The organism is Citrobacter sp. Cf072 (assembly GCF_030334485.1).
GTDB lineage: Bacteria > Pseudomonadota > Gammaproteobacteria > Enterobacterales > Enterobacteriaceae > Citrobacter > Citrobacter freundii.
The window spans coordinates 69,341-94,987 of the sequence record NZ_JAOWDX010000046.1 but is presented as its reverse complement, the minus strand read 5'-3'; the positions used below and the strand labels follow the sequence as shown (position 1 = coordinate 94,987).

General features: G+C 49.3%; 25 protein-coding genes. 6 read left to right on the top strand and 19 right to left on the bottom strand.

What is annotated here, in order from left to right:
• Positions 1–180 precede the first annotated feature (180 nt).
• Together tcp and hpt are read left to right on the top strand one after the other, a co-directional pair.
• Entirely contained in the window at positions 181–1,836 is a 1,656-nt protein-coding gene (gene tcp / locus OGX66_RS17655) for a methyl-accepting chemotaxis citrate transducer (RefSeq protein WP_003018660.1), read from the top strand.
• 251 nt (positions 1,837–2,087) lie between these two features.
• Positions 2,088–2,624: a hypoxanthine phosphoribosyltransferase gene (gene hpt, locus OGX66_RS17650; RefSeq protein WP_003018658.1), complete on the top strand. Its 537-nt coding sequence runs from the start codon at positions 2,088–2,090 to the stop codon at positions 2,622–2,624.
• Between the two features lie 93 nt (positions 2,625–2,717).
• Here the strand turns inward: hpt and can are convergent, their stop codons facing one another.
• On the bottom strand, positions 2,718–3,380 hold the full coding sequence (can, locus tag OGX66_RS17645) for a carbonate dehydratase (RefSeq protein ID WP_003018654.1): 663 nt from the start codon (positions 3,378–3,380) through the stop codon (positions 2,718–2,720).
• A 108-nt stretch (positions 3,381–3,488) separates the two neighbouring features.
• Between can and OGX66_RS17640 the strand changes: the two genes are divergently transcribed.
• The 4 genes from OGX66_RS17640 to OGX66_RS17625 all read left to right on the top strand — a co-directional run bounded on the left by OGX66_RS17640 (position 3,489) and on the right by OGX66_RS17625 (position 7,017).
• Positions 3,489–4,415, top strand: coding sequence for an ABC transporter ATP-binding protein (locus OGX66_RS17640; RefSeq protein WP_003837480.1), 927 nt, complete (start codon positions 3,489–3,491; stop codon positions 4,413–4,415).
• Complete coding sequence (locus OGX66_RS17635; RefSeq protein ID WP_088902735.1) at positions 4,412–5,182, top strand: ABC transporter permease; 771 nt, start codon at positions 4,412–4,414, stop codon at positions 5,180–5,182. The genes OGX66_RS17640 and OGX66_RS17635 overlap by 4 nt, the downstream gene beginning before the upstream one ends.
• Positions 5,183–5,285: 103 nt before the next feature.
• Complete coding sequence (locus OGX66_RS17630) at positions 5,286–5,726, top strand: PTS sugar transporter subunit IIA (RefSeq protein WP_003837482.1); 441 nt, start codon at positions 5,286–5,288, stop codon at positions 5,724–5,726.
• A gap of 61 nt (positions 5,727–5,787) precedes the next feature.
• Positions 5,788–7,017, top strand: coding sequence for a polysaccharide deacetylase family protein (locus tag OGX66_RS17625; protein ID WP_003837485.1), 1,230 nt, complete (start codon positions 5,788–5,790; stop codon positions 7,015–7,017).
• 362 nt (positions 7,018–7,379) lie between these two features.
• Here OGX66_RS17625 and OGX66_RS17620 read toward each other — a convergent pair whose 3' ends face one another.
• The 18 genes from OGX66_RS17620 to pcnB form a co-directional block, all read right to left on the bottom strand.
• Positions 7,380–7,970 carry a fimbrial-like protein gene (locus OGX66_RS17620; protein WP_044712914.1) on the bottom strand — a complete coding sequence of 197 codons (591 nt, stop codon included), beginning with the start codon at positions 7,968–7,970 and terminating at the stop codon, positions 7,380–7,382.
• A gap of 13 nt (positions 7,971–7,983) precedes the next feature.
• A complete protein-coding gene (locus OGX66_RS17615; RefSeq protein WP_044712912.1) occupies positions 7,984–8,547 on the bottom strand; it encodes a fimbrial protein in 564 nt (187 codons plus the stop codon).
• Positions 8,548–8,573: 26 nt separating this feature from the next.
• On the bottom strand, positions 8,574–9,146 hold the full coding sequence (locus OGX66_RS17610) for a fimbrial protein (RefSeq protein ID WP_044712909.1): 573 nt from the start codon (positions 9,144–9,146) through the stop codon (positions 8,574–8,576).
• A 28-nt stretch (positions 9,147–9,174) separates the two neighbouring features.
• Positions 9,175–11,772 carry an outer membrane usher protein gene (locus OGX66_RS17605; RefSeq protein WP_049002736.1) on the bottom strand — a complete coding sequence of 866 codons (2,598 nt, stop codon included), beginning with the start codon at positions 11,770–11,772 and terminating at the stop codon, positions 9,175–9,177.
• 76 nt (positions 11,773–11,848) lie between these two features.
• A complete protein-coding gene (locus OGX66_RS17600) occupies positions 11,849–12,592 on the bottom strand; it encodes a fimbrial chaperone (RefSeq protein ID WP_072211982.1) in 744 nt (247 codons plus the stop codon).
• 80 nt (positions 12,593–12,672) lie between these two features.
• The gene (locus tag OGX66_RS17595) at positions 12,673–13,278 is read right to left on the bottom strand and encodes a fimbrial protein (RefSeq protein WP_044712908.1); all 606 of its coding nucleotides are present in this window, start codon (positions 13,276–13,278) and stop codon (positions 12,673–12,675) included.
• A 283-nt stretch (positions 13,279–13,561) separates the two neighbouring features.
• Entirely contained in the window at positions 13,562–13,942 is a 381-nt protein-coding gene (panD, locus tag OGX66_RS17590; protein ID WP_003018640.1) for an aspartate 1-decarboxylase, read from the bottom strand.
• Between the two features lie 95 nt (positions 13,943–14,037).
• Complete coding sequence (gene panC / locus OGX66_RS17585; RefSeq protein WP_003018638.1) at positions 14,038–14,892, bottom strand: pantoate--beta-alanine ligase; 855 nt, start codon at positions 14,890–14,892, stop codon at positions 14,038–14,040.
• A gap of 121 nt (positions 14,893–15,013) precedes the next feature.
• Complete coding sequence (gene panB / locus OGX66_RS17580) at positions 15,014–15,805, bottom strand: 3-methyl-2-oxobutanoate hydroxymethyltransferase (RefSeq protein WP_270927909.1); 792 nt, start codon at positions 15,803–15,805, stop codon at positions 15,014–15,016.
• 116 nt (positions 15,806–15,921) lie between these two features.
• Positions 15,922–17,202: a fimbrial protein gene (locus OGX66_RS17575; RefSeq protein ID WP_160319814.1), complete on the bottom strand. Its 1,281-nt coding sequence runs from the start codon at positions 17,200–17,202 to the stop codon at positions 15,922–15,924.
• 16 nt (positions 17,203–17,218) lie between these two features.
• Complete coding sequence (locus OGX66_RS17570) at positions 17,219–17,794, bottom strand: fimbrial-like protein (protein ID WP_057102225.1); 576 nt, start codon at positions 17,792–17,794, stop codon at positions 17,219–17,221.
• 6 nt (positions 17,795–17,800) lie between these two features.
• The gene (locus tag OGX66_RS17565) at positions 17,801–18,391 is read right to left on the bottom strand and encodes a fimbrial protein (protein ID WP_226807876.1); all 591 of its coding nucleotides are present in this window, start codon (positions 18,389–18,391) and stop codon (positions 17,801–17,803) included.
• Between the two features lie 16 nt (positions 18,392–18,407).
• Positions 18,408–18,980: a fimbrial protein gene (locus OGX66_RS17560; protein ID WP_044712900.1), complete on the bottom strand. Its 573-nt coding sequence runs from the start codon at positions 18,978–18,980 to the stop codon at positions 18,408–18,410.
• A gap of 16 nt (positions 18,981–18,996) precedes the next feature.
• Positions 18,997–21,600: an outer membrane usher protein gene (locus OGX66_RS17555; RefSeq protein WP_061549287.1), complete on the bottom strand. Its 2,604-nt coding sequence runs from the start codon at positions 21,598–21,600 to the stop codon at positions 18,997–18,999.
• Between the two features lie 29 nt (positions 21,601–21,629).
• Complete coding sequence (locus tag OGX66_RS17550) at positions 21,630–22,373, bottom strand: fimbrial chaperone (RefSeq protein ID WP_044712899.1); 744 nt, start codon at positions 22,371–22,373, stop codon at positions 21,630–21,632.
• 75 nt (positions 22,374–22,448) lie between these two features.
• Positions 22,449–23,027 (bottom strand): fimbrial protein, encoded by a 579-nt coding sequence (locus tag OGX66_RS17545; protein WP_044712898.1) that lies wholly within the window; start codon positions 23,025–23,027, stop codon positions 22,449–22,451.
• Positions 23,028–23,702: 675 nt separating this feature from the next.
• Entirely contained in the window at positions 23,703–24,182 is a 480-nt protein-coding gene (gene folK / locus OGX66_RS17540) for a 2-amino-4-hydroxy-6-hydroxymethyldihydropteridine diphosphokinase (RefSeq protein WP_044712897.1), read from the bottom strand.
• The gene (pcnB, locus tag OGX66_RS17535) at positions 24,179–25,576 is read right to left on the bottom strand and encodes a polynucleotide adenylyltransferase PcnB (protein WP_203237415.1); all 1,398 of its coding nucleotides are present in this window, start codon (positions 25,574–25,576) and stop codon (positions 24,179–24,181) included. Before pcnB ends, folK begins: the two co-directional genes overlap by 4 nt.
• Between the last annotated feature and the right edge of the window lie 71 nt (positions 25,577–25,647).

The window sequence follows — 25,647 nt, the reverse complement described above, 5'->3', positions numbered from 1 at the left end:
ATCGCGCTGTGCTTATCCGGCCTACAGAAATCTCTCGTAAGCCGGATGAGACACAGTCTCTTTACAGCGTTTCATCGCACGACTCCCTCCTCCTGCTAATTCTGCTATTGCACATAAAGTAATCGCCTTTAGAGCCGATAATCATTGGGTACCCAATGTGAGTTCAATGGATGAAATACTATGATTAAAAATGTGCGCGTTATTACCGGCATTCTTCTGGTTCTCGCCATTTTCTGTTTGCTACAGGCCGTGACAGGAAGTTTTTTTTATTCTGCAGTAAGCAATGATCGCCATAATTTCCAGAACTCAGGCACCCTGAATGCCCAACAGGAAAATCTGAGTGATAGCGTCAATACGCTGATTAAAACCCGGGTAACGGTAACCCGCGTAGCAATTCGTTTCTTAAAGAACCAACGCGATCCGGCCTCACTGGCGGCAATTGATACTTTGCTAAAAACGGCGAGTGAGTCGATGAAGAAAGCTGAGGGATACTTCGCACATTATCAGTCATTGCCGCAGGTGTCGGGGCAGAATCCGCAAATTGCATCTGAAATGGAAAAACAGTATCGGCAGATGCACGACGTGATGGCGTTATCGATAGAGTATCTGCGCGCGAATAACTATCAGGCCTATGGCGATCTTGATGCTCAGAAGGCGCAAGATGAAATGGAAGCCAGCTATGACCAGTGGCGTAACGAAAATAACGCGTTGCTTCAGCACGCGGCGGCGGAGAATCAGCACAGCTTTACCCGCATGCAATGGACATTAGGGGCAATTGTCGTCGCTGTGCTCATCGTTCTGGGCATGATCTGGAGTGGGTTGCAGCATATGCTGCTTAAACCCCTGGCGCAGATTATGGAGCATATCCGCATTATTACCCGTGGTGATTTGACCCATCAACTCGACGTCCAGGGACGTAATGAAATGGGGCGTTTGGCTACGGGGTTAGATGAAATGCGACAGTCGCTGATTTCGACAGTCACGTCGGTGCGTAACAGCTCAGAAACGATTCATAGCGGTGCAGCGGAAATCTCGTCAGGTAACAACGATCTGTCTTCGCGTACCGAGCAGCAGGCTGCTTCACTTGAAGAGACTGCCGCCAGCATGGAACAGCTTACTGCAACCGTGAAGCAAAATACGGACAATGCGAAACAGGCGACTCAACTGGCTAAGAATGCGTCTGATACTGCCGCGCGTGGTGGACGGGTTGTTGATACTGTCGTGCACACTATGAGTGAAATTGCCGGTAGTTCACAGCAAATTGCGCAGATCACCAGCGTCATCGACAGTATTGCTTTCCAGACCAATATCCTGGCGCTCAACGCGGCGGTTGAGGCAGCCAGAGCAGGAGAGCAGGGACGAGGATTTGCTGTTGTAGCGGGTGAAGTCCGTACTCTGGCAAGCCGTAGCGCTCAGGCAGCCAAAGAGATCAAAGCGTTGATTGATAACTCAACTCACAGCGTGGGGATGGGATCTCAGCAGGTGTCGGACGCGGGTAAAACGATGAAAGAGATTGTCGCTGCGGTCACCCGCGTGACGGACATCATGGGGGAAATCGCCTCAGCCTCAGAGGAACAGAGTCGGGGGATTGAGCAGGTGAGTCTCGCGGTCTCGCAGATGGACAGTGTCACACAACAAAACGCCGCGCTGGTAGAAGAGTCTGCCGCCGCCGCCGCTTCGTTGGAACAACAAGCTGAACAGTTACGCCTGGCCGTGGCAGCATTTCGCATCACTCGCGATACCTCCAACAGTGAGCATCGGAAACCGCCTAAGGATGCTCCGCAAGCAACCTCTGCAGGGAGTACGACACAAGACCCGCATTGGGAAACGTTTTAGCCGCATGCTGTCGTGCGAACCTGGTTTTGATTAATAAGCATACAAAAAACGACGCAAACGGGTTCTCCTGTGAACTATCAGAGGAACCCGCTCTCTTTACTGGTATACTTCATCAACTGAATTGTTTGTATGCTGTCGCAAGTTTTGTGGTTAGAGCGGGTCGCCGTCTGTCAGTCGGTGTATCAACGTAAGCGCTTTCTTTCGATCTGCATGATGTGTCAACTGATAAAAATCAGTGAGTTATAGGGTTTATGAAACATACTGTTGAAGTGATGATCCCGGAAGCGGAGATCAAAGCGCGTATTGCTGAACTGGGGCGCCAGATTAACGAACGTTACAAAGACAGCGGCAGCGATATGGTGCTGGTTGGTCTGTTACGTGGCTCATTTATGTTTATGGCGGATCTGTGCCGTGAAGTGCATGTCTCCCACGAAGTCGATTTCATGACGGCATCCAGCTATGGCAGCGGAATGTCTACTACGCGTGATGTTAAGATCCTGAAAGACCTGGATGAAGACATTCGTGGCAAAGACGTGCTGATTGTCGAAGACATCATCGACTCCGGCAATACGCTGTCCAAAGTGCGTGAAATTCTGAGCCTGCGCGAGCCGAAATCCCTGGCTATCTGCACGTTGCTGGACAAACCTTCTCGTCGTGAAGTGAATGTTCCGGTCGAGTTTATCGGATTCTCTATTCCAGATGAGTTTGTGGTCGGTTACGGCATTGACTATGCCCAGCGTTATCGCCATCTGCCGTATGTTGGCAAAGTGGTGCTGCTGGACGAGTAATTAGCGGGAGCGCCTGATGGCGCTTCGCTTATCAGACCTACGGCGTAGGTTTGTAGGCCGGGTAAGGCGTCTCCGCCTCCCGGCAATGTCACATTATTTATGGTTGCTGTGTTTCTGACTCAGGTTAGACAACCCCTGGCGATAGCGCTGCTCCAGCGTTTCGCGGCTGGTGGCGGTGACGTCGAGATCGCGCAATAGACCGTCATGAATACCGTAAGCCCAGCCGTGAATGGTAACTTTCTGACCGCGCTTCCAGGCTGAACGCATAATGGTTGAGTGGCCGAGGTTGTAGACCTGCTCCATGACATTCAGTTCGCATAGGGTGTCCATGCGACGTTCCTGCGGCATTTCGCCCAGCAGTGAGCTGTGTTTGAACCAGATATCGCGGATGTGCAGTAACCAGTTATCAATCAGCCCTTGTTCTTTATTTTCAATCGCCGCCTGGACGCCGCCGCATCCGTAGTGGCCGCATATAATAATATGTTCCACTTCCAGCACATCCACCGCATACTGAACGACTGAGAGACAGTTCAGGTCAGTGTGAATAACCAGATTGGCAACATTGCGGTGAACAAATAATTCGCCCGGTTCAAGACCGGTTAATCGTTCAGCGGGAACGCGGCTATCGGAACATCCAATCCATAGAAAACGCGGATTCTGTGCATGCGTCAGCGTTTCAAAAAATCCGGGATCCTCTTCTACCAGCATCTTTGACCATAGTGCATTGTTGCTGATGAGTGTATCTATGTCTTTCATGGAGTTGTACGACCCGAAGCCAGATAAATTCGATGGGCTAATATAGGGTAACTCCAGCATTAATTAAACTATATATAAAATGTCAGAACGTAAGGTAAGTAAAAAACCATGACCATTGCTCTGGAACTTCAACAACTTAAAAAAACCTATCCCGGTGGCGTTCAAGCGTTACGCGGGATAGATTTGCAAGTCGAAGCGGGTGATTTTTATGCGCTTTTGGGACCGAATGGCGCAGGAAAGTCCACCACCATTGGAATAATCAGCTCGCTAGTGAACAAAACCTCCGGGCGGGTGAGCGTCTTCGGATACGATCTCGAAAAAGATACGGTTAACGCGAAACGCCAGCTTGGTCTGGTACCGCAGGAGTTTAACTTTAACCCGTTTGAAACCGTGCAGCAGATCGTGGTTAACCAGGCGGGTTACTACGGCGTTGAGCATAAAGAGGCGGTCAAACGCAGCGAATTATATTTAAAGCAGCTCGATTTATGGGAAAAACGTAACGAGCGTGCGCGCATGCTTTCCGGCGGGATGAAACGCCGTCTGATGATTGCTCGTGCTCTGATGCACGAACCAAAATTACTCATCCTGGATGAACCAACGGCGGGTGTTGATATTGAACTGCGTCGTTCAATGTGGGGCTTTTTAAAGGATTTAAACGACAAAGGCACCACCATTATTCTGACCACTCACTACCTCGAAGAAGCAGAAATGCTGTGTCGCAATATCGGCATTATTCAGCACGGCGAGTTGGTGGAAAACACCTCGATGAAGGGGCTGCTCTCCAAGCTGAAATCCGAGACCTTTATCCTCGATCTGGCGCCGAAAAGCCCGCTGCCGAAACTGGACGGTTATCAGTACCGGCTGGTCGACACTTCCACGCTGGAAGTGGAGGTGCTGCGTGAACAGGGGGTTAACAGCGTCTTCTCTCAGCTGAGCGCGCAGGGCATTCAGGTATTGAGTATGCGTAACAAAGCGAACCGACTGGAAGAACTGTTTGTTTCTCTGGTTCATGAAAAACAAGGAGATCGCGCATGATGCAGCTTTATTGGGTGGCGCTGAAAAGCATCTGGGCGAAAGAGATCCACCGCTTTATGCGTATCTGGGTTCAGACTCTGGTTCCCCCCGTCATCACCATGACGCTCTATTTTATTATCTTTGGTAACCTAATCGGCTCGCGTATCGGCGAAATGCATGGTTTTAGCTACATGCAGTTTATCGTGCCAGGGCTGATTATGATGGCGGTGATCACCAACTCGTACGCGAACGTGGCATCGTCATTCTTCAGCGCTAAGTTTCAACGCAATATTGAAGAGCTGCTGGTTGCCCCGGTACCAACGCACGTGATCATCGCCGGTTTCGTTGGCGGCGGCGTGGCACGTGGCTTGTGTGTAGGCATTCTGGTAACGGCTATTTCACTGTTCTTCGTGCCTTTCCAGGTGCATTCCTGGGTCTTTGTGGCGCTTACGCTGATGTTAACGGCGGTACTGTTCTCGCTGGCCGGTTTGCTGAACGCTGTCTTTGCTAAAACCTTTGACGATATCAGCCTGATCCCAACCTTCGTACTGACACCACTGACCTATCTGGGTGGCGTGTTCTATTCGCTAACGCTGCTGCCACCGTTCTGGCAGGGGCTGTCGCATCTGAACCCGATTGTCTACATGATTAGCGGTTTCCGCTACGGCTTTCTGGGGATTCATGATGTTCCGCTGGCCACCACGTTTGGTGTGCTGGTGGTGTTTATCGCTGCGTTTTATTTGCTGTGCTGGTACCTGATTCAGCGCGGACGCGGCCTGCGCAGCTAATTCTTTCTTCCTCTCCTTGCCTGGGAGAGGAAGACTTTTGATGCTTGTCACCATTATGGATTTATCACACTGATAAACTACTTGCCTGCTAAGGAGGTAGGCAATGTTAGGTTGGGTAATTACCTGTCATGACGATAAGGCACAGGATATGCTGCATCGTCTGGAGAAAAAGTACGGCCCGTTGGCCCAATGTCAGGCGGTAAGTTTTTGGCGTGGACTCAGCTCGAATATGCTAAGCCGCATGATGTGCCATGCTCTGCATGCTACAGATTCAGGTGAGGGTGTGGTATTTCTGACGGATATGGCTGGGGCTGCGCCTTACCGTGTAGCGTCGTTAATGAGTCATAAACACCCCCAGTGTGAAGTGATTTCAGGTATCAGCTATCCATTGCTTGAGCGAATGATTTCGTCACGGGAATCGCTGAGCAGTTCTGCGTTTCGGGATTGCATCGTCGCACTTGGAGGCCCCGAAGTCTCCAGCCTCTGGCATCAACAACAAAAAAATCCCCCCTTCGTATTGAAGCATGATTTGTATGAGTATTAATCATTGGTATTGATGATGCTTTTGCTACAATAGCCGAGGTTACTCGCCTCGGTTATCTCATATGGTTATGCGCGTTCTGCTTGTTTTATTGCTCCTGTTTTCTGGCAGCGTCGCTGCGGCTTTGCCTGCTCGTTATATGCAAACCACCGAAGCCGCCGCCGTATGGGCGCAGATTGGCAATAAGATGGTGACGGTTGGGAATATTCGCGCCGGGCAGATCCTCGCTGTTGAGCCTATTGCGGCAGACTATTACGAATTTTCCTTTGGTTTTGGCACCGGGTTTATTGATAAGGGACACCTGGAGCCCGTTCAGGGGCGGCAGAAAGTCGATGATGGTCTGGGCGATCTCAATAAACCGCTCAGTAACCAAAGTCTGATAACCTGGAAAGATACATCGGTTTATAACGCTCCGGATGTCGGTAGCGCCCCGTTTGGCGTGCTGGCGGATAATCTGCGTTATCCGATTATCAGCAAGCTTAAAGACCGACTCAACCAGACCTGGTACCAGATTCGCATTGGTGGCCGACTGGCCTATGTTAGCGCGCTGGATGCGCAGGAAGACAACGGTATCCCTGTGTTAACCTACCATCATATTTTGCGCGATGAAGAGAATACCCGCTTTCGCCATACCTCCACCACAACCTCCGTTCGCGCTTTCAGCAACCAGATGGCCTGGCTTCAGGATCGCGGCTACACCACGTTGACGATGTATCAACTGGAAGGCTACGTGCAGAATAAAATGAATCTCCCGGCGCGGGCGGTGGTGCTGACTTTTGATGATGGTCTCAAGTCAGTGAGCCGTTATGCTTACCCCATTTTGAAGCAGCACGGCATGAAGGCCACGGCGTTTATCATCTCCTCACGCATCAAGCGCCACCCGCAGAAGTGGGATCCGAAATCGCTGCAGTTTATGAGTCTCTCTGAACTGAACGAGATCCGGGACGTGTTCGACTTCCAGTCGCATACCCATTTTTTGCATCGGGTTGATGCGAATCGCCGGCCGATCCTACTGAGTCGCAGCTATCATAATATTCTGTTCGATTTCGCCCGTTCGCGCCGGGCATTGTCCCAGTTTAATCCTCACGTTCTGTATCTTTCGTATCCGTTTGGGGGTTATAACGCCACGGCGGTAAAAGCAGCAGGCGACGCGGGATTCCACATGGCGGTCACCACGGTGAGAGGGAAGGTTAAGCCGGGAGATAATCAGTTTTTATTGAAAAGGCTTTATATTTTAAGGACGGATTCGCTGGAGACGATGTCGCGGCTGATAGTTAATCAACCGCAGGGGTAATGGCAGGTTGTTCAACGGGAAATGATGGAACAAGTTTATATCTAATACAATCATCGGAAACGACTAAACTGTTTCTGCTGGCCTGTTTAAAGCCACTGGCATTTTTAGTATAACCTACGACTCATTACTGCCGGGGCATTTAATGTCGTAAATTCAGCTGTGAATATATTACCGACTCACGAGAGTAGCAAATGCAATGCTCCGCCACTGTATTTAGATGAGGTATTGCTATAGCCGTTCTTGAAACGGCATTCAAGTGCAGAGCATATCGTTTCAAAATATAACACACAAGTGTTAACCATCAATCCTGTTTATATATGTCCTTCATGTTTTTTGAACATATTCTTCCTTTCCAGGCATTTCTATTCATAGGTGACATTGACAGTGGCCTGACTGGTCACCAGACCCGCAGAAACAACTCCTGTGTTTTGATAGCGGGCACTAAATGAGTATTCACCTGGCCAGGTACTCTGAGCATCAAGCAATAAATTTGAACTGCCATCGGCATTGAGCACGTTGGTTTTTAAATCTTTGGAAAAAACGACAACCCCAACATTTTCAGCTGCGCCAGCTGTGGCATTGTTTTTAAATACCTGGTACTGGTTGTCGCTGAACCCTGACTTTGGCGTAAATGTAAACTTCAGTTGTTTGACACTATTATTATTTTCAGAACAACTGTTAACCATGATGCTAAATGGTGTACCGGGTTCATTATCAGTAGGGGTTAAACGATCGCTATTATCACTGTTGTAAAACCAACTGCGCTTGACGGTCGGCAAATAAATTTCGCCATCATTTTGTAGGCTAATTTCACAGGTCGAGTTGATAATATTGGCTGTCAGGTTTGCATTGATGCCTGAGCTTGCCTGGCTTACGCCAGGCAATAATCCGCCAGCCAGTCCGATGAGCAACACAAGACCGGGCTGGCACAGAGTAAACGGTGATTGTTGCATGATAAATCCTGTCTTACGGATAAGCGATAGTGAATGTGACCGGCGCGCTCGCAGCACCTGTACCGACATCTGCGATCGTGTTGCCTTTACCGATCACGATACGTGAATTCATCGGAAACTCGCCTACACCACCAGCGATGGTCACTTCCTGTGGGGCTGGTGGGGTTTTGCACTTAAGCATTACGCCTGAATCGACCTGACCAGACCACACTTCAAATCCCGTCGCTAAACCAGCGCCGTATGAATCACCGTCAAAACTCGTGCCTGAGCACTTTCCGCCAGTGGTTGACGCGGCGGCGACCGTGGCTTTTTCCACGCCAGAGCAATCGCTGAAGGTGATTTTTAGCGGTTCAACGCGGGTTTTATTGACCAGGTCTGACTTATAGACATCGCCAAACGCAATTTCAGAGGCCGGTGTCCCCGCTCCGTTCACCAGTTTTGCTGTACAGGTGCCGGATACGACTTTACTCTCAAACGTCATTTTAAGGCTGGAGGTTCCCGTAATGGCTGCATTTGCCATTCCTGCAAAGAAGAGCGCAGAAACGGAAAGTGCGATATAAGTCATATTAATTTTCATAGTAGAGCTCCGTCTTCTTGCTCAAATTATTCGTAAGTAAATTCAAAAGTGCCAGCAGCCGAGAAATCACCTATGGTCATTTTTCCAGCACTGGTTTCGCTAAGAGTGGCAATTAACGGCACTTCTTTATTGGTAATTTCAGCAGCAGACCAAACAAGACGTTCGCTGTCAGTGGTTGAGTTAATTTTAAAGGGCGAATTCGGTGCTGACGCCCGAGCAATAGTCACAGCGGCCCAGTTGGCGCCACCATTAGCTACAGTTATTTGGTTTACCAGCCCTGTTAGCAGTGAAGCCGCTGGTGTACCTTTAACGGTGGTTTTCAGCGATCTCAGTGAGGAAGGGCACTCAACGATTTCAATTTTAAAATTCGCCGTTGCGGTGCCAGCCTTAACCGCATCCAGACGTACCTGGCCGTTGCTGTCACCGATTTTCAGCGTTTGTTCAGTATCGGAACCCGTACCACCGACCAGCTTCATGTTACAGGTGGTTTCCAACAAATTAGCCGTAAAGGTCACATTAAGGTCAGTGGCGTTTGCCGTCCCTAACGATGTCAGTGTTGTCAAAGCAATGACAGACATGCTGAAGAGGTTTTTTTTCATATAAACTCTCATTTATTTTCCCTAAAAATTACATTTGGCACACTTGGTTGCTCAGGACTGTTGTGAGCCCTGCCTTTGTGGTATTTCCTGAAATGTTATAGTGAACGGTACATTCACTATTGTTTTCATTTCCCCATACCACGCGAAGAACACCTTGATCTTCAATTCCGCGTACATAAGCCTGTCCGGCTTGTCCTACAGTACCGACGGATTCATTTTTCTCATTCATGACATCTGCGCCTAAAGGAATAAAACCTTTATCGCTACGCTGAAGTTCTAATACTAAAGAGCGTGACTCATCGGTCTCGAAATTAATGAGTACAACGGATCCGCTGCGAGGTACGGTAGTCTCTGTGGTATTTTTCACTTCTACGTCTTTTTCCAGTGAACTAATATCCAGAGAGACTCTATTTTCACGATAGGCAGACATATACGGTAAAATTCCGTAGCCTGAGTCGCCAATTTTACCGTTACCATATCCCACGCCTGCACCCGTAGCCCCGCTGGCTTTAACGAGTGCGATGGAGTCATTATCACCAATACTGCCTGGTGCAAACGCAATACCACCGGAATGCAATACCATGCCGCCACTATAGGTTGCGGAATATTGCTTACTATTATCGTCAGAAAATGAAGCTGATACGCCTAATGGGCCGTAGCCGCTATTCCAGGATGTAAATCCACTGAGTTGGTTTGTATCACCATAATTACCGCTATTAGACGCAGTGCTGATGGAATAACTGACCTCATTGTCTTTTGTATTGCCACTGGCAGAACTGTTAAAGCTGGTACCGCCTTTAAGATCGGAACGTAATCCCATATTAATATTAGAGAAGCCACCGCTATGAGTACTGTCTTTGGCGAAAACGCTTAACGGAATGCTCAGATTTACATAAATGCTGTCATCTTTTTTCCCGTCCTGATCGTAAGAGCGTTGAACAGAAATACTGTAGCTACCGTAAGTAAAACTATTGTTGTATCCGATGTTGTAGTCGGAATTTGACCCTACCCCGTTCCAGTAATCCTGCCATGTCCCATTGATAAACAGGGATCCGAGATCGTTTTCACCTGCTTTGAGCGGTTGGTTGATACTGAGCTGAATCTGGTTTTTGGTGCGCTGATAGTCGTCATACAGTGCATTATTTGATTCATAGCTACGGTTGGCGTATTTCTGCTGCTTAACACTGTCTTGCAGTTGTGCAGCGTCATTCAAACTTAGGTAATCCTCTGTAGAGAAACGATAAGCCGCTACGTTAAAGGAGGTGTTCGTTTGTTCAATCTGTTTACTGTACGTTAATCGATAACTTTTACCGGTGAGCGTATCCAGGCCCTCGATATCGGCATGCGATTGTGTGATATCAAACGCAAATGCACCCAGGGTGGTATTCATCGCCAGGCCCGCGATGCCTGCGTAGAAGTCCATATCGCTGTACTGCACGCCAGCATAGCCTGTGAAGGTATTGTTTATACCGTAGTAGAGCGTGCCGTAACCTATTTTGGGCCTTTCAGCGAGTGAGTCGTTATTTAATTCACCCACGCCAAAGTCCCAGCGTGCTGAGCCAGGGCGCAGCATCTGAGTGACGGAAGAGAATGGAACGGTAAACGTACGTTTACTTCCGTCAGATTCTTCGACCGTGACGATAAGATCGTTACCATAACCTGTTGTGCTCAGGTCATTAATTTCAAAAGGTCCCGGTGGTACAGATGTTTCGTAGATTTTATTGCCGCTCTGCACAACAGAGACTTTGGCGTTACTGTTCGCCGTACCACGGATAACCGGTGCATAACCGGTCGAGCCTGTTGGCAGCATACGGTCGTCATTGTATATACGTGCTCCGCGAAGGCTCAACGAATCGAAAGCTTCGCCACGCGTATAGGAGTCACCGATGACAAACTGTCCTGTAAGGGCGGTGATATCGCGTTGCAGATAAATATCCTGGCTGGAGTATTTACTGCCGTTATCCTTGTCCCATGCCAGGTTGCCCCGTGAACGCAGACGCCATGCTCCCATATTGAGCCCGTAACGCAGGCCCATATAAGCACTTTCAGATGTCGTACCGTTACCTTCGCTATGCCAGCCGTTGATGTCATAAGACACCAGCGCGGCTGGGATACCATCTTCCCACAGCGAAGGATCGACGTAACCTTCAGGGCGCTTGAGGATATAGATTTGCGGAAAAATGAGATCTAAGATCTGTTTGCCACTGTCGTAATTCGTCGTTGCACCTGAAAAAGATGTTTTAATATCAATGCATGTTTCATTATCTTCGTTGTCCACAGAGTCATCGAGTTCACTGAGATCAATACCGCTTTGTGTTAACAACAGCTTCGTTATGCAAGGTGTCGCGCGTGGCGTTCCGTTATCTTTAAATGTTATATCCGTTGTTGATTTTAACTTATTGTTAAGACTGATCTTGGTACGATATGTCCCTGGAGCAACAGGGTTGCCACGTGCAAAACGGCTAACGTCAATATTTGTACCGCCATTCAGTAAAAACTGATCGTTAAACTCGACCGCTTCTTCACTTTCAGTCGTGTTTTCAACGGGGACTTTATTTTCTGCATATGCATGCAACGATAATGTCGCATTAATGGCAATGCAGAGTAGAGAGCGTCGAAACAACATGGCAGTTCCATTTAATCATAGCGGACAGAAGCTATCCGCGGAGTGAAGGCTATAATGTTTTATTAATTAATAAGAACTATTTCACTATGGCTTCATGTTTATCAACACCGCCGCTATCGTTAATCGTTTCAAACAGCACGTTCCCAGAGGCCGTTGACGATAATCCTTTGATGGTCATGGCTATATCGCTAAACGGCAGAATTGATTTATGTTCAACCTCAAAGGATTTTTGCGTGGTTTTCAGTTTTACAGCGGAGATAGCGACATTATACGGTGACGCATTATGTGCAATAAGTTGCACATTATTTCCCTCTGTCTTCTGAGTCCAGGTGACATTATCTGCGGCATCGAGAGGAGAACCTTTTAATCCTTCTGGACGGAAGAAGAATTTAATACGTGTACGGAATGCCAACTGAAGTAGGTTGAGGCTTTCACCGTCTTTTGCTTTTGATTTTGGCGGGATTTCTAATACGTTAAACCAAAAGAGTGATTCACGATCCTGTGGCAGCGGTTTACCCATGTAGGTAATACGCACAGACTGCCCTTTTTTCGGATCGATGCGTGATACTGGTGGGGTGATCACAAAGGGTAATTTAAGTTCCTGAGGGTCAACGTCTTCACGACCGTCATCTAACCATGTTTGAACCAAAAGAGGTTTATTACCTCGGTTGTCGAGATCGACGATGACATCTTTAGAAGACTGAGGATAAATAATTCGTGTACCAGAAATAACAATATCAGCGCTTGCCTGAAAGGTGACCAGACATGGTATTAAAAATAATGCCGTTTTTAATCCTTTAAATACAGATTTATTATACATTTTCCACTTCCTGTTGGAATGATATTGATAATCCCCCAGTCAGGCTGGGGGATTCATTACTTTAATGAAATACGAAAGTATTATTCGTAAATCATAGTGAAGGCAACTTGTGCCTGCACGGTACCAGCAGATACTGGGCTATTTGTTGCATCCCATTTTTGACCCTGGGTATAAGCCACTTTGTAGTACAGGTTGCCTGTACCGGCGCCATCGATGGTTACTTTCTGAGTGTTGTTGGTTTGGTCAATTTTGATCTGATCGGTAGCAGAGTTACCATCGTTGCTCAGCACCAGGTTAACGTTCTGAGCAGCGCCTTCAGCATTTGATGGTGGAATCAGCAGACCGGAGTCAGAAGAAGTAGTACCTGCCCATGACTTGAACTGTGCAGATGCCTTTTTAATTGTATCTGGGTCACAGCCGGTCAGAGACAGGTTGAATTTCTTCTCACCCAGGGTGCTGGATGCGCCCAGCGCATTTGCAAAGTCTTTTACGAAAACGGTATCCAGAGTAACGTCGAAGTCGTTACCGCTCTGGTCGATTTTCTGATCCAGAGAAACCTGGCAGGTGTTATTGGAAACCATACCGTGGAAAGTAATAGTACCTGTATCAGGGGTTGCAGCAATTGCAGAACCTGCACTCAGAGCCATTGCTACCGCAGCAGCCATACTTATTTTTTTTAAAGACATTTTAATATCCATATTTTGAATACAATAATGTGCAAATATATCGTTAAATATATCTGCTTAGGTTGAAATGTTATTTCGAATGTGAGTTTATTATCGTTGTTTTGAAAACTAAATAGCTCGGGGGTGATTAAATCTACAGATGGTATTAAGAGTTTCTTAAATCAATTACATATGAAATATGGGGGTGTGATTATATAGGTAATTGATATTTGAGTTGGTAATATAATTTGTGAGGAGGAGCTCATTCACTATAATGATAGTTAAGTGAATGAGCTATATATATTCAGGCAACCTGTACCGGAATAGCTTTCGCGGTGCGCTTCATCTCGTTGTCGCCTTCAAAATAGGCCACTTTCGGACGCCAGGTGCGGGCTTCTTCGTCAGACATGGTGACGAAGCTGGCGATAATGACAATATCGCCAACATCAGCGCAATGCGCCGCTGCTCCGTTCACCGAGATTATTCTGGAGCCGCGTTCAGCCGCAATTGCATAGGTTGAGAAACGTTTACCGTTGGTTACGTTCCAGATATCAATAGCTTCGTTTTCCAGAATACCTGAGGCATCGAGGAAATCCTGGTCGATGGCGCAGGAGCCTTCGTAATGCAGGTCCGCCTGCGTGACTTTTACGCGGTGGAGCTTGCCTTGCAGCATGGTGCGAATCATAACTTCTATACCCTGTCGTTTACCTTGGCTAAGCAGACGAAACTAGCCTGCTTTGAGAAATTCTCAGGCAGTATTGCCCGATTTTTAACCCCTGTCTACTGGGCTAATGTAACGCTTTGATTATCGATCAGACGCGCCTGACCCAGCCAGGCGGCAGCCAGAATCACCGCGCGTTTGCTGGTTTCCGTCAGCTCCAGCAGCGTGTCGGCATCACGAATCTGAATATCGTCGGCGCGGAAGCCTTTTTCATTCAGCTCCTGCTCGGCAATAGCAATAATCTCCTGCAACTCACGATTACCCGCAATCAGTTTTTCTGCGATGCTATTCATCACTTTGTGCAGACCCGGCGCAATTTTACGCTGTTCTGCGGTCAGATAACCGTTACGTGAGCTAAGCGCCAGGCCGTCTTTGGCGCGAATAATCGGCACGCCAACGATCTCAATGTCATAACCCATATCCGCCACCATTTTGCGGATCAGCGCCAACTGTTGGAAATCTTTCTCGCCGAAGCAGGCGAGGTCAGGCTGGATAAGGTTGAACAGCTTGCTGACGATAGTGGAAACGCCACGGAAATGGCCCGGACGGCTGGCACCTTCCAGCATGGTGGAGAGACCGGGAACCTCAACAAAAGTCTGGCCTTCCAGACCCTGTGGATAGATTTCCTCAACGGCTGGTGCAAAAACATAATCGACTTTGCGCTTGTTCAGCTTTTCACAATCTTCCTGCAGTGTGCGCGGATAACGCACCAGATCGTCCGGTCGGTCAAACTGCATCGGGTTGACGAAAATGCTGGCGATTACCACATCAGCCCGGGCTTTTGCCTCATCGACCAGCTTCATATGGCCGTCGTGCAGATTTCCCATGGTGGGAACCAGTGCGATGCGTTTACCTTCCTGACGCAGACGACGAATATGCTGGCGCAGCAGCGGCAGGGTTTCAATAATTAACACAACAAGACTCCTTAAATACGATGCCTGATGGCGCTTCGCTTATCAGGCCTACGCGTGAAGATGTAGGCCGGATAAGGCGCGTAGCGTCACCATCCGGCGTAATGGCGTGCTGGCGGATAAATTAATGGAAGCTGTGTTCTTCGCCCGGGTAAACGCCGGACTCCACTTCAGTCATATACTGCCGCACTGCGGCGCGCATGTCGTCTGCTTCATTGAGGAAATTCTTCGCAAATTTCGGGATATGACCACCGGTAATGCCAAACGCATCGTGCATGACGAGAATTTGCCCGTCTGTGACGTTACCTGCGCCAATACCGATAACCGGAATAGACAGTGCTTCAGTGACGCGCTTCGCCAACTCAACCGGCACGCACTCCAGCACCAACAGCTGAGCGCCAGCGGCTTCTAAGGCCAGCGCGTCATCCAGCAGCACTTGTCCGGCATCGCCGCGGCCCTGAATTTTATAGCCGCCAAACACGTTCACCGACTGCGGGGTTAACCCCAGATGGCCGCAAACCGGTACGGCGCGTTCGGTGAGCATTTTCACCGTATCAACCAGCCACGCGCCGCCTTCAATTTTGACCATGTTGGCGCCCGCACGCATAACCACCGCGGCGTTTTCAAACGCCTGTTCCGGCGTGGCGTACGTCATAAATGGGAGATCGGAAAGCAGTAGACAGTTAGGAGCGCCACGGCGGACGGCACGGGTATGATAAGCGATATCTTCAACGGTCACAGGAAGCGTGGAATCATGTCCCTGAACGGTCATGCCCAGCGAGTCGCCGACCAGCATCACATTGATGCCTTCGTCGGCGAACAGTTTGGCAAAGCTGTAGTCGTAGGCGGTAATGGTGGCGAAGCGTTTCTTTTCCTGCTTGTATTTCTGCAGCAAGGCGATGGTGGTTGGTTTCATCATAACCCCTGTTGGTCATAGATTGTATGAATGCAATAGGCGCATTGTAGGGGAAGGGGGGCGGGAACGTTAGCCCTTTGTGGGGAAATCCCACAAAGGGGGGGGATGAACAATTATCAAGGGTAGTCGATGGTAAAGATACCGTTGGCCTTAAAGTTACCAGAGCCGATTTTCTGATTGCTGTCGCGCTTAAGCGTGGCGAGGAAATTCAGCGTATGGGTTTGTACCTTGCCGTTTTCGCTGGCCCCATAGATGTTGTCATCCCCGGAGGTGTTGCGCTGATCGTTATATACCGAGGTGGATTCATTCGGAATCATCAACGTTTGCGGGCTGTAGTTATTGGCTGCGCCGCGAATTTCCAGCCCCACGCCGGTGGCATGGTTGAGGGTGAGCATGTTGCCGAGCAGGGTGGTATCGGTTGCGACGGTGGTGGACGCGAGCGTGACGTTAATATTGCGCAGCCCCTTACAGCCTGCCAGCTTGATCGCAAACGGCACGGCGGTTGCACCATTGATGATATCGTTCGGGCTGTAGCTGCCTAAATTAACGGTGGTGCCGCTGACGCTGCTGCCGCTGGCGACCGGCTGGGTGGTACAGGTGGGTTCGGCGACGGTGACGGCGCTGATATCGAAGGTCACATTCTGGTAATAACCGGTAATTCCTGCGCCAGGGTTTTCATTCCAGATACGCACATGATAATTGCCCGTTTTGAGCAGACTGATTGTTGAACTGCTGGGGGTATAGGTTTGATCGGTATAAAATGTAATTGCCGCATAAAACCCTAATCCACCCCACGTGTAGTAATTTGTTGAGTTTGGGTTCTTATCCGGTCCATTAGGCCCACCACAGCCATCAGCGTCTGATAGCGTCAACGCGTTATGCATTACCCCACTTCGGATGGATAATGGGTTAGAGATAGCGTCAACTTTATGTGTATATGCACTGAAACTGCGTAGCGCCAGAGAGAAGTAGAGCCCGGTAATATTCGTCTTGAAAATTTCTACTCCGCCATAGCTTCCCGCAGAAACGAGACCCGATTCCAGAGATAACGGGTTGCCGGTGCCCTGTGCGGAAACGTTACAAAAAAGGCTATCGTCCTCAGTGCTGGAGCCGTGGTTGGCGTTCCAGTTTATCGTCACGTTAGCGGGGGCCAGTTCTGTGGTACGGCTAAAATAGACGGTGCGCCCGGTGGGGTAAATGAATTTCTTCGTACCATCCCTTGTTGGCCCTCCGTACATCCAGTTCTCTTGATGCTCGCCTAATACATAAGTTTGCGTCTGGGCGAAACACTCGGCAGAAATTAACATCAGAGCTGACAGTAGGGCGGGGGAAATAATGGAAAGCGTTGTCTGCCATCCTTTATGCTTACGATATTGCCCTGGTGTATTCCTTCTCATAATCATTATCCTTTTATTATTCGTAATACACCGACACCAGTACGCTGGACTTTACCGGGCCGCTAACGATGGACTGGCCGGACTGTATTTTCTGCATCCGGGCGTAAAACGAATAGCGGCTGTCAGCGTAGTTGGCGGCGGTAACGTCGAAGCTGCTACGTGGCGTACCGTCGGTGTTCATCACGTTGTATACGTTGTTGGCGTCGTTAACTGAGAAAATCACCACCCCGACGTTTTTCGCACCAGTGGTGTCATCATTGGCGAAAATTTGCGTCGAGCCTGTGGCGAAGCTGCCAGACAGCGGCGAAAAAAAGACGGTGAGCTTTGAGGGGGCTTTGCCGCTGACCGGCATACACTCTTTTACGTGCACGTAGAAGGTGCTGCCGCCCTGGTAAGGGTCTTCTGCCGTCACGCCGTTGGCAAAATAGTCGATGCCCTTGGTGCCGAGGCTGACCAGCCCGTTGTTGTCGACCGAGATCTGACAACTGGTGTTGACGACGTTGGCTTTGATTTCGACGTCGGTATCGGCCTGGCTCAGGGGCACCATAAGCCATAAGCCATAAGCCGCAGCGCTGCACAATAATTTACTCATCACAATTTACTCATAAGAAATAGTGAACAGGCCCTGAGTCGAGAATGAGCCAGTGTGTAAATCGGTGATCGTACTGCCCGAGGCCAGCACGATACGGGCACTGAGGGGCCAGACGATGGTGGTGGTATCGCTGGCTTCGACCAGATCGATAAGCTGTTGCGCCGGGCTGGCGCAACGCAGCTGTTTGCTGCCACTGGCTTCAGGGGGGGCGCCCGCCCAGATTTCCGCCGCAACACCTGCGGCGTCATCGCTGCCGTTGAGCGCGTTGCGAAACCCGTTACCACCGCCGGAGGCACCGTCGCAGCCGGTTTTGGCTGTCAGGGTGACGGTAGCCTGTTTTTTGGCAAGCCCGACGCAGTCACTGAACACCAGTGAAAAGGCGCGCGATTTACTCTTATTAACGATCTGCGGAATATAGACGTCACCCATATCCACAACCGCATTTGCCGTGCCGCTTTCGTCGTGCAGGGTGGCCAGGCAGGTTGAGGGCGTAATGGTGGTGGAAACCGTTAATTCCAGCGAGTTTACGCCCGCCAGGGCCGGGGAAATGTTGAGGAGCACCGCCAGTGCGGTACACAGCGGTAACAGATATCGCATCAGTCCAGCCTCTCTGCTATTCATAGGTAAACGTAAAGGTTGCTTTGGCCTGAAAGTCGCCGGGCGTTGGGGTCAGCGAGGTGCTGGCGCGGCGGAAAAAAGCGCTCAGATCCATTCCGTCAGCGATTTGACTTTGGCTCCAGGTAATATTTTGTGCGCCGTTGAGCTTAAAGCGGCTGTTTTCGTCGCCGCCCTTCGGTTTAAAGCCCAGACCAACATTTTCCGCATTATTGCTGTTCAGCGCGTTTTGCAACATATACTCGCTGCCAGTCAGCGTGGTGCCTTGTACTGTCATCGTCAGAGAGGTGATTTCGTTGTTACACTCTTTCGGCTGCAGTTTGAAGCTGCCCTCAGTACTGGCGGTAACGTTAAGCAGCTCCGCGATACCGATATTCGGAATGGTGAGTTGATACTGTGTACCGCTGCCGCTGAGTGTTGCGTTGCTGAGGCTGGAGATGTTCATTACGCAGGTTGTCTCTTCAATTACTGCGGTGAAATCCAGACTTAAACCTTGAGTGGAAGCAAAGCCTGGCGGTGCCAGCAGCGCAATAACGAGCGTTGACGGGGTGACTACGCGGTGTGTTTTCATTCTTTATCCTCGTAATCTATTGCATTTTGCAGGGCACAGCGCTCAGGACGATGGTTTTCCCGAGCAGTTTTTCGTTGCCTGAGTCGACCTGATAGTGCAAACGACAGCGCTGCGTTTGGTTCTGCTGGATCCAGCGTACTTCGAGATCGCCACTTTCAACGATTCCGCGTACAAAAGCCTGGCTACCCTGACCTACTGTACCTAACAGGTTATTGTTCAGGTCGTAGACTTCTGCCGTGAACGGCACGGGCTGGCGATCGCTTCGTAACAGATTGATAATCGCAGATTTTCCCTGGTCAGTTTCGAACTTGCTGACGACTACCGCGCCGCGCCGCGGGATCACGGTGGCGCTAGTATTCTTCAATTCGACGTCGTTATTCAGATCATCAATGTCGAGCGAGACAATATTTTCCCGGTACGGTGTGAGTGAACTGCCGATGCCGTAGCCAAAGCGGTCAATGGTGCTGTTACCATAGTCAATGCGAGCCCCCTGCGCACCGGGCGCGTCGATCACGACCAGCGCATCGCTGTCGCCAAAGCTTTGATTACTGAAGGTTAAGCCGCCGCTATGCAGCACAAAGCCGCCGTCAGTGTTTAAGGAGTACTGGCGTGAGCTATCGTTGCTGGCTGACGCCGAGGCGGCGATATTGCCGTAGCTGGAGTCGTAGCTGATGAAGGAGCTGATGGTAGAGAGGTCTTTATCCTCTTTTTCCATGTTATATGCAGTACTGACGCTATAGCTCCAGCGGTTGTCTGCGCTGTAGCCGCTGGCACTGGTGTTGAACTGGTTGCCGCCGTTGAAATCGCTGTTGATGCTGCTATTCAGAGTGCGGAAGCCGCCGCTATCGCGATCGGTGCCCAGTAGTTTATCCAACGGAATCGTTACGCTCAGGTAGACTGAATCGTCGCGTTTATTGTCTTCGTCGTAGGTGCGCTGCAGGTTTACGCTATAAGTAGCCCAGCCGATACTGTTGCTGTAGCCTGCGGAAAAACTGCTGCGTGAATCATTGGTTACCCAGTAGTCAGCCCAACTGCCAGTCAGATAGAGTGAGCCGTAGTTGATATTATCGCTTTTCAGGCTCTGGTTCAGGCTGATGGTGAACTGATTTTTCATGCGCGAAAAGTTATTCATGCTGCGAGCGTTATTGCTGGTGTTGTACTCGGCATCGTCAATAATGCTCAGCGCATCGCTTAGCCCCAGATAATCCTGGGTGGAATAGCGATAGGCCGCGATGTTCAATGAAGTATCCGTGGGCACGAAAAATTTGTTCCACGATACGCGGTAGCTCTGCCCACGGTAGGTTTTGTCGTCGGGGATCTCGGCCTGTGATTGGGTTACGTCAAAAGAGACGGCGCCGAGGAGGGTGTTCATGCCCACGCCCAGCAGTCCGGCTAAATAACCATTGTCAGTGGCCTGAATGCCGCTAAAACCGGTAAAGGTGCTGTTAAAGCCGTAGTAAAACGTCCCCTGTGCGAGGCCGGGTTCATCATGCAGGCTATCGTCATTTACCTGGCCCACGCTAATATCCCAGCTGCCGACGCCAGGATGCATCATCTGCACCAGCGACGAGAAGGCCTGGCTAAAGGTATGTTTCGAGCCGTCGGCCTCGGTGATGGTGACCTCTAAGTCGGCGCCATAACCAGACGGTGACAGATCGTCAATGGCAAACGGCCCCGGTGGAACTGTGGTCTCGTAAATTTTGTAGCCGTTTTGCGTAATGGTGACTTTGGCGTTGCTTTTGGCAACACCACGGATAGTTGGCGCGTAGCTGGCAAGCTGCGGCGGCAGCATCTGTGATTCGCTGTACAGACGAACGCCGCGCAAGTTGACGGTATCGAAACTCTCACCGCTGGTGCCGGACTCGCCAATCACCAGTTGAGAGCGCAGGGCGGCGATATCCCGCTGAATATAACGATTTTGAAATTCAGTTTCGCTGCTGCCGTCTTTCTGCCATGAGTAGTTGCCCTGCGCGCGAAAATGCCATGCACCAAGGTTGATGCCGCCGTTAAAGCCCGCATACACGCTATCTTCGGTACCGTAGTCATTTTCGTTTTTCCAGGCACTGAGATTGTATGACAGCATGGCTGCTGGAATACCATTGTCCCACAATGATGGGTCAACGAAATTGGCAAAACCTTTCTGTACCCACATTTGTGGGACGCCGATATCCAGACGCTGATCCCCTCCGTCATAATGCACTGTCGACAGCGGAATTGTCTTCGTCAGGTCGAGGCAGTTGTCGATGCTCTCTTCTCTTTTTTTCCACACGGCTTCTGCTGGGATCTCATCCGGTAGGCGGATGTGCAGTTGACTGAGCATTTTGGGGGTAATACAGATCCTGGTAGCGCGTTTATCTCCAGTTTCAATAAACTCAACTTTCAGTGAGTTCACCAATTCGTTATTGACGTAGGCACTGGCATCATAGATACCCTGTGAAATGATGTTACCGTCAGAATAACGGCTAAGATCGACGCTGCTCGATCCCGGTCCCATCAAAAAGGAACTGTCAAATTCCAGTTTTTCGTTTTCAGCCCATGCATCGATGCTGCCAGAAAATGCAACAAACATAACAAACCGTGCAAGGAACGTTACTTTTAATTTATTTGACGGCTGTTTCATTGACGTATCCAGAAATATAATTACAGATATTAAATCTCCACCTTCCCATTAATAGGACCACCAAAGTCGCTGATTGCAATATAATCGATAGTGGCTTTTCCGGGACTGCCGTTTAATCCGGCTACACTAAGTTCAGATTCGCTTTTAGGGGCGATCATTGAATTTTTAATATTGTATTTCTTTCCGCCTACGATGGCGCTTATGCTGTTAAATGAGACGAAATATCCTGTGGGGTTAATGACATGCACGACGGCCTGACCATTTTTATTGCGTAATTGCCATTGCAGCTTTTTCGGCGCGTCAGAAGCTATATCAGTAAGACCTGAAGGACGATAAAACATTTTTATTCGGGTACGGAATGCCAGTTGTAAGATATTTTTATCTTTAGAGCCCGCCTCGTTGATTTTGGGTGGAACTTCCAGAACGTTAAACCAATAAATACTTTCGCGATCTTTTGGCAAAGAGATGCTATTGGTATATGTTAATTTCACCGTTTGCCCGCGACCAGGTTCGATACGTGCAACGGGAGGTGTGGCATTAAACGGAACATTGATCGTGCTGGGATCGGCATTTTGCTCACCGTCATCCAGCCAGGTTTGTACTAGCGCCGGGCTGGAGCCTTTATTTTCCAGACGAATAGTCACATCTTTTTGGGACTCTTTATAGACAATGCGCGTACCGGAAAGAACAATATCTGCCTGTGCCGGGAAAATAACCGCGAAACTCAATACGGCAGAGAATAATGAAAAGAGAGAGCGAGACGTCCTGGTCATCGTAGTTCCTTTATGGTCGTGAGTAAGAGGGAGTAATCTTTAGCCGAGAAGTTACTCCCTTAAATATTTAATTTATTACTCGTAAGTGATTGTATAAGCGGCGTTTGATTTCACGTAACCAGAAGTCACTGGCACTGCATTTGACTCTTTGACATAGGAAACGACGAAGTTAAATTTCGCGATGCCGGTTGTCATTGTTGCGGTCTGAATATCGCTAGGATCGTTGATTTTGACCTGGTCGTACGTCAGGTTTGCACCAGAGTTATCAACCTGGTGGATAGCCAGGTTAACACCTGTTGCCGGACTGGTGATGGAGTCATCGTTGTTCAGCGTGCCGTTGTTATTGCTGAAAAAGGTAGATGCCATGCTCAGCTTTGCACTCTTGTTTGCTGAAGTAGCACCACAGTCGACGGTGATATAGAAAGGTTCCGGCTGCACACCAGGCGCTGTCGCTGAAACACCAGCTGTAATATCGGCAGAAACTGCGGTATTAAGTTGTATCTGACCATCCTGACTGCCACCGTTTACGTGTGGCGTACAAGTGTTATCACTAACCAGACCGGCAAAATTCAGCTGACCACCATCTAGTGCGGCAAATGCTGAAGACGATGCTGCAGACAGCACCAGGGATAAAGCAATTAACTTTAATTTCATGTTGAAATATCCTTGTTAAAAAATGTCATTACAGACAAATATATTTTATCCGTGTATTTGATTATGTAAATGTTCTACGGGTGAATGTTTTTTGTGAGACATATCTGTTTTGTGAATTTTATTTCGCGTCAAGTTATCAATGTCAAATTTATTGTTTATGTGGCGCTTTTAACTATATGTATTCATTGGATAATTGTGTATTAAGATATTCTTAAATATTATTTAGTTATTGTTTTTTTGTTTTGATGCAATTTAAATATACTTTTATTTTATTGGTTGCGTGTTGTCTATTATTTATGGTTTCGTTAGAATTTGTATATTGACAATTAAGGAAAACTAAATCGTTATTATTGTTGCCATTTTTTCTTTGTTTTTTTGAGAGGAATACATTTGGGAGATTGAATTATGTTTTTTGAATGTTGGGGGGGCTGTGTTGATTGTCAGCTATAAGTTAAAGTATAGGCGTAGTTGATTGTACATATCCTGCCTTAACTGCTGACTGTTTGACACGGGAGGATATGAAGTTAAATTTTGTGATGCCGGTTGTCATTGCCGCTTTCTGTACATCGCTGGCGTCATTGATTTTTACCAGAGCGTAGGTCGGGCTTACATCTGGCTAATCGACCTGATGGTGTGCCTTTTTATGAACAGCGTATTTCAGCAGCGTGAATAGTGTTACCAGCGGGTAGGGCGAGCCGGAAGGCGTGTCAGGTACTCAGTCAACGACTTGCCATCATCAGGAAAATGCAGCTCTGGCGCAATTTCAAATAATGGCCACAACATAAAGCCACGATTTTTCATATCGTAGTGCGGCACGGTTAAACGTTCCGTGTTAATCACCTCATCGCCGAACAACATAATATCCAGATCCAGCGTGCGCGGTCCCCAGCGTTCAGCTTTGCGCACCCGGCCCTGTTGCAGTTCAATTCGCTGGGTATGATCCAGCAACGCTTCGGGGGCGAGAGCGGTATCCAGAGCCACGGCGGCGTTCAGATAGTCGGGCTGATCCTGTGGACCCAACGGGGGGGTACGATAAAACGAAGAAACCGCAACGATACAGCTGTCAGGGATTTCGCCGATCGCTTGCACGGCAGCATTCACCTGCTCCAGGGGAGAAGCTAAATTACTGCCGATGGCGATATAAACGACGGTCACGCGCTACCTTCGCGACGCGGCGCACGCTTACGCGGGCGGCGATGGCGACGGCGTACGTCAGGCTCTTCATCCAGTTCGTTCAGCATGCCTTTTTGTTCCGGCGGCGCGGAAACCTGGAATTCACCCCACCATTTCGCCAGTCGTTGCAGTTCAGCGTTGTGTTCTACTTCGGCACGCAGTGCTAACAGGTCATAAGCTGCGCGGAACTTTGGATGTTCCATCAGCTTCCAGGCGCGTTTACCCTGACGACGGGACATACGTAATTGCAACTGCCAGATATCGCGGGTTAGCGAGGTCAGACGTTTCGGGATCGCCAGCGAGCGGCAGGCTTCGTCCAGCACGTCGTTCATTGCCAGCGCGAAAGCGTCGTAGTAGGCCAAACCGCTTTCTTGCGCAATTTTCTGCGCGGCTTCCAGTAACGGATACCAGAACATCGCGGCAAACAAGAACGCCGGGTTAACGCGCATATCATTGTTAATGCGGTTATCGGTATTCTTCAGCACCTGAGCGATAATGCGTTCCATCGGGCTGTCACCGTCTTCGGTGAAGTAGCGTGTAATGGTTGGGAACAGCGGCTGGAACAGGCTGTACTCACGCAGTTTTTTATAGGTTTCATACCCATAGCCCGCCTGTAACAGCTTAAGTGCTTCTTCAAACAGGCGTGCAGGAGGAATGTCGTTCAGCAGCGTTGCCAGACGCGGGATCGGCTCTGCGGTTTCCGGGCTGATACGCATGTCGAGCTTGGCGGCAAAGCGCACGGCGCGCAGCATACGCACGGGATCTTCGCGATAGCGCGTTTCCGGATTACCGATCAGGCGAATGATGCCCTCTTCGAGGTCCTGCATACCGCCGACGTAATCACGCACGGTGAAATCGGCCACGCTGTAATACAGGCTGTTTATCGTGAAATCGCGACGTTGGGCATCTTCTTCAATGGAGCCGAAGATGTTGTCGCGCAGCAACATACCGTTTTGCCCGCGTTGCGACGTGGTACGATCGGCTTCGCTGCCTTCATGATGGCCGCGGAACGTCGCCACTTCGATAATTTCTGGACCGAACATGACATGAGCCAGACGGAAACGGCGACCGACCAGGCGACAGTTACGAAACAGTTTACGCACCTGATCCGGCGTTGCGTTAGTAGTGACATCAAAATCTTTCGGCTTTTTGCCCAGCAAAAGATCGCGTACACCACCGCCAACCAGCCATGCCTCGTATCCGGCCTTATTGAGCCTGTACATTACCTTCAGGGCATTTTCACTGATATCTTTGCGGGAGATAGAGTGCTGCTCACGCGGAATTACCGTCATATGTGGACGGGCGACGGCGAGCTCAGCCTCGCGCTCCTCGCGGCTTAGCACCTTGCGGCAAAAATTAGCGACTCGGGTAAAAATAGTGCACCTCGGTAGTGTCAAACTTCAATCAGAACAAGTGTTGCTGTGTAAAAATAGCGGCTAATCATAGC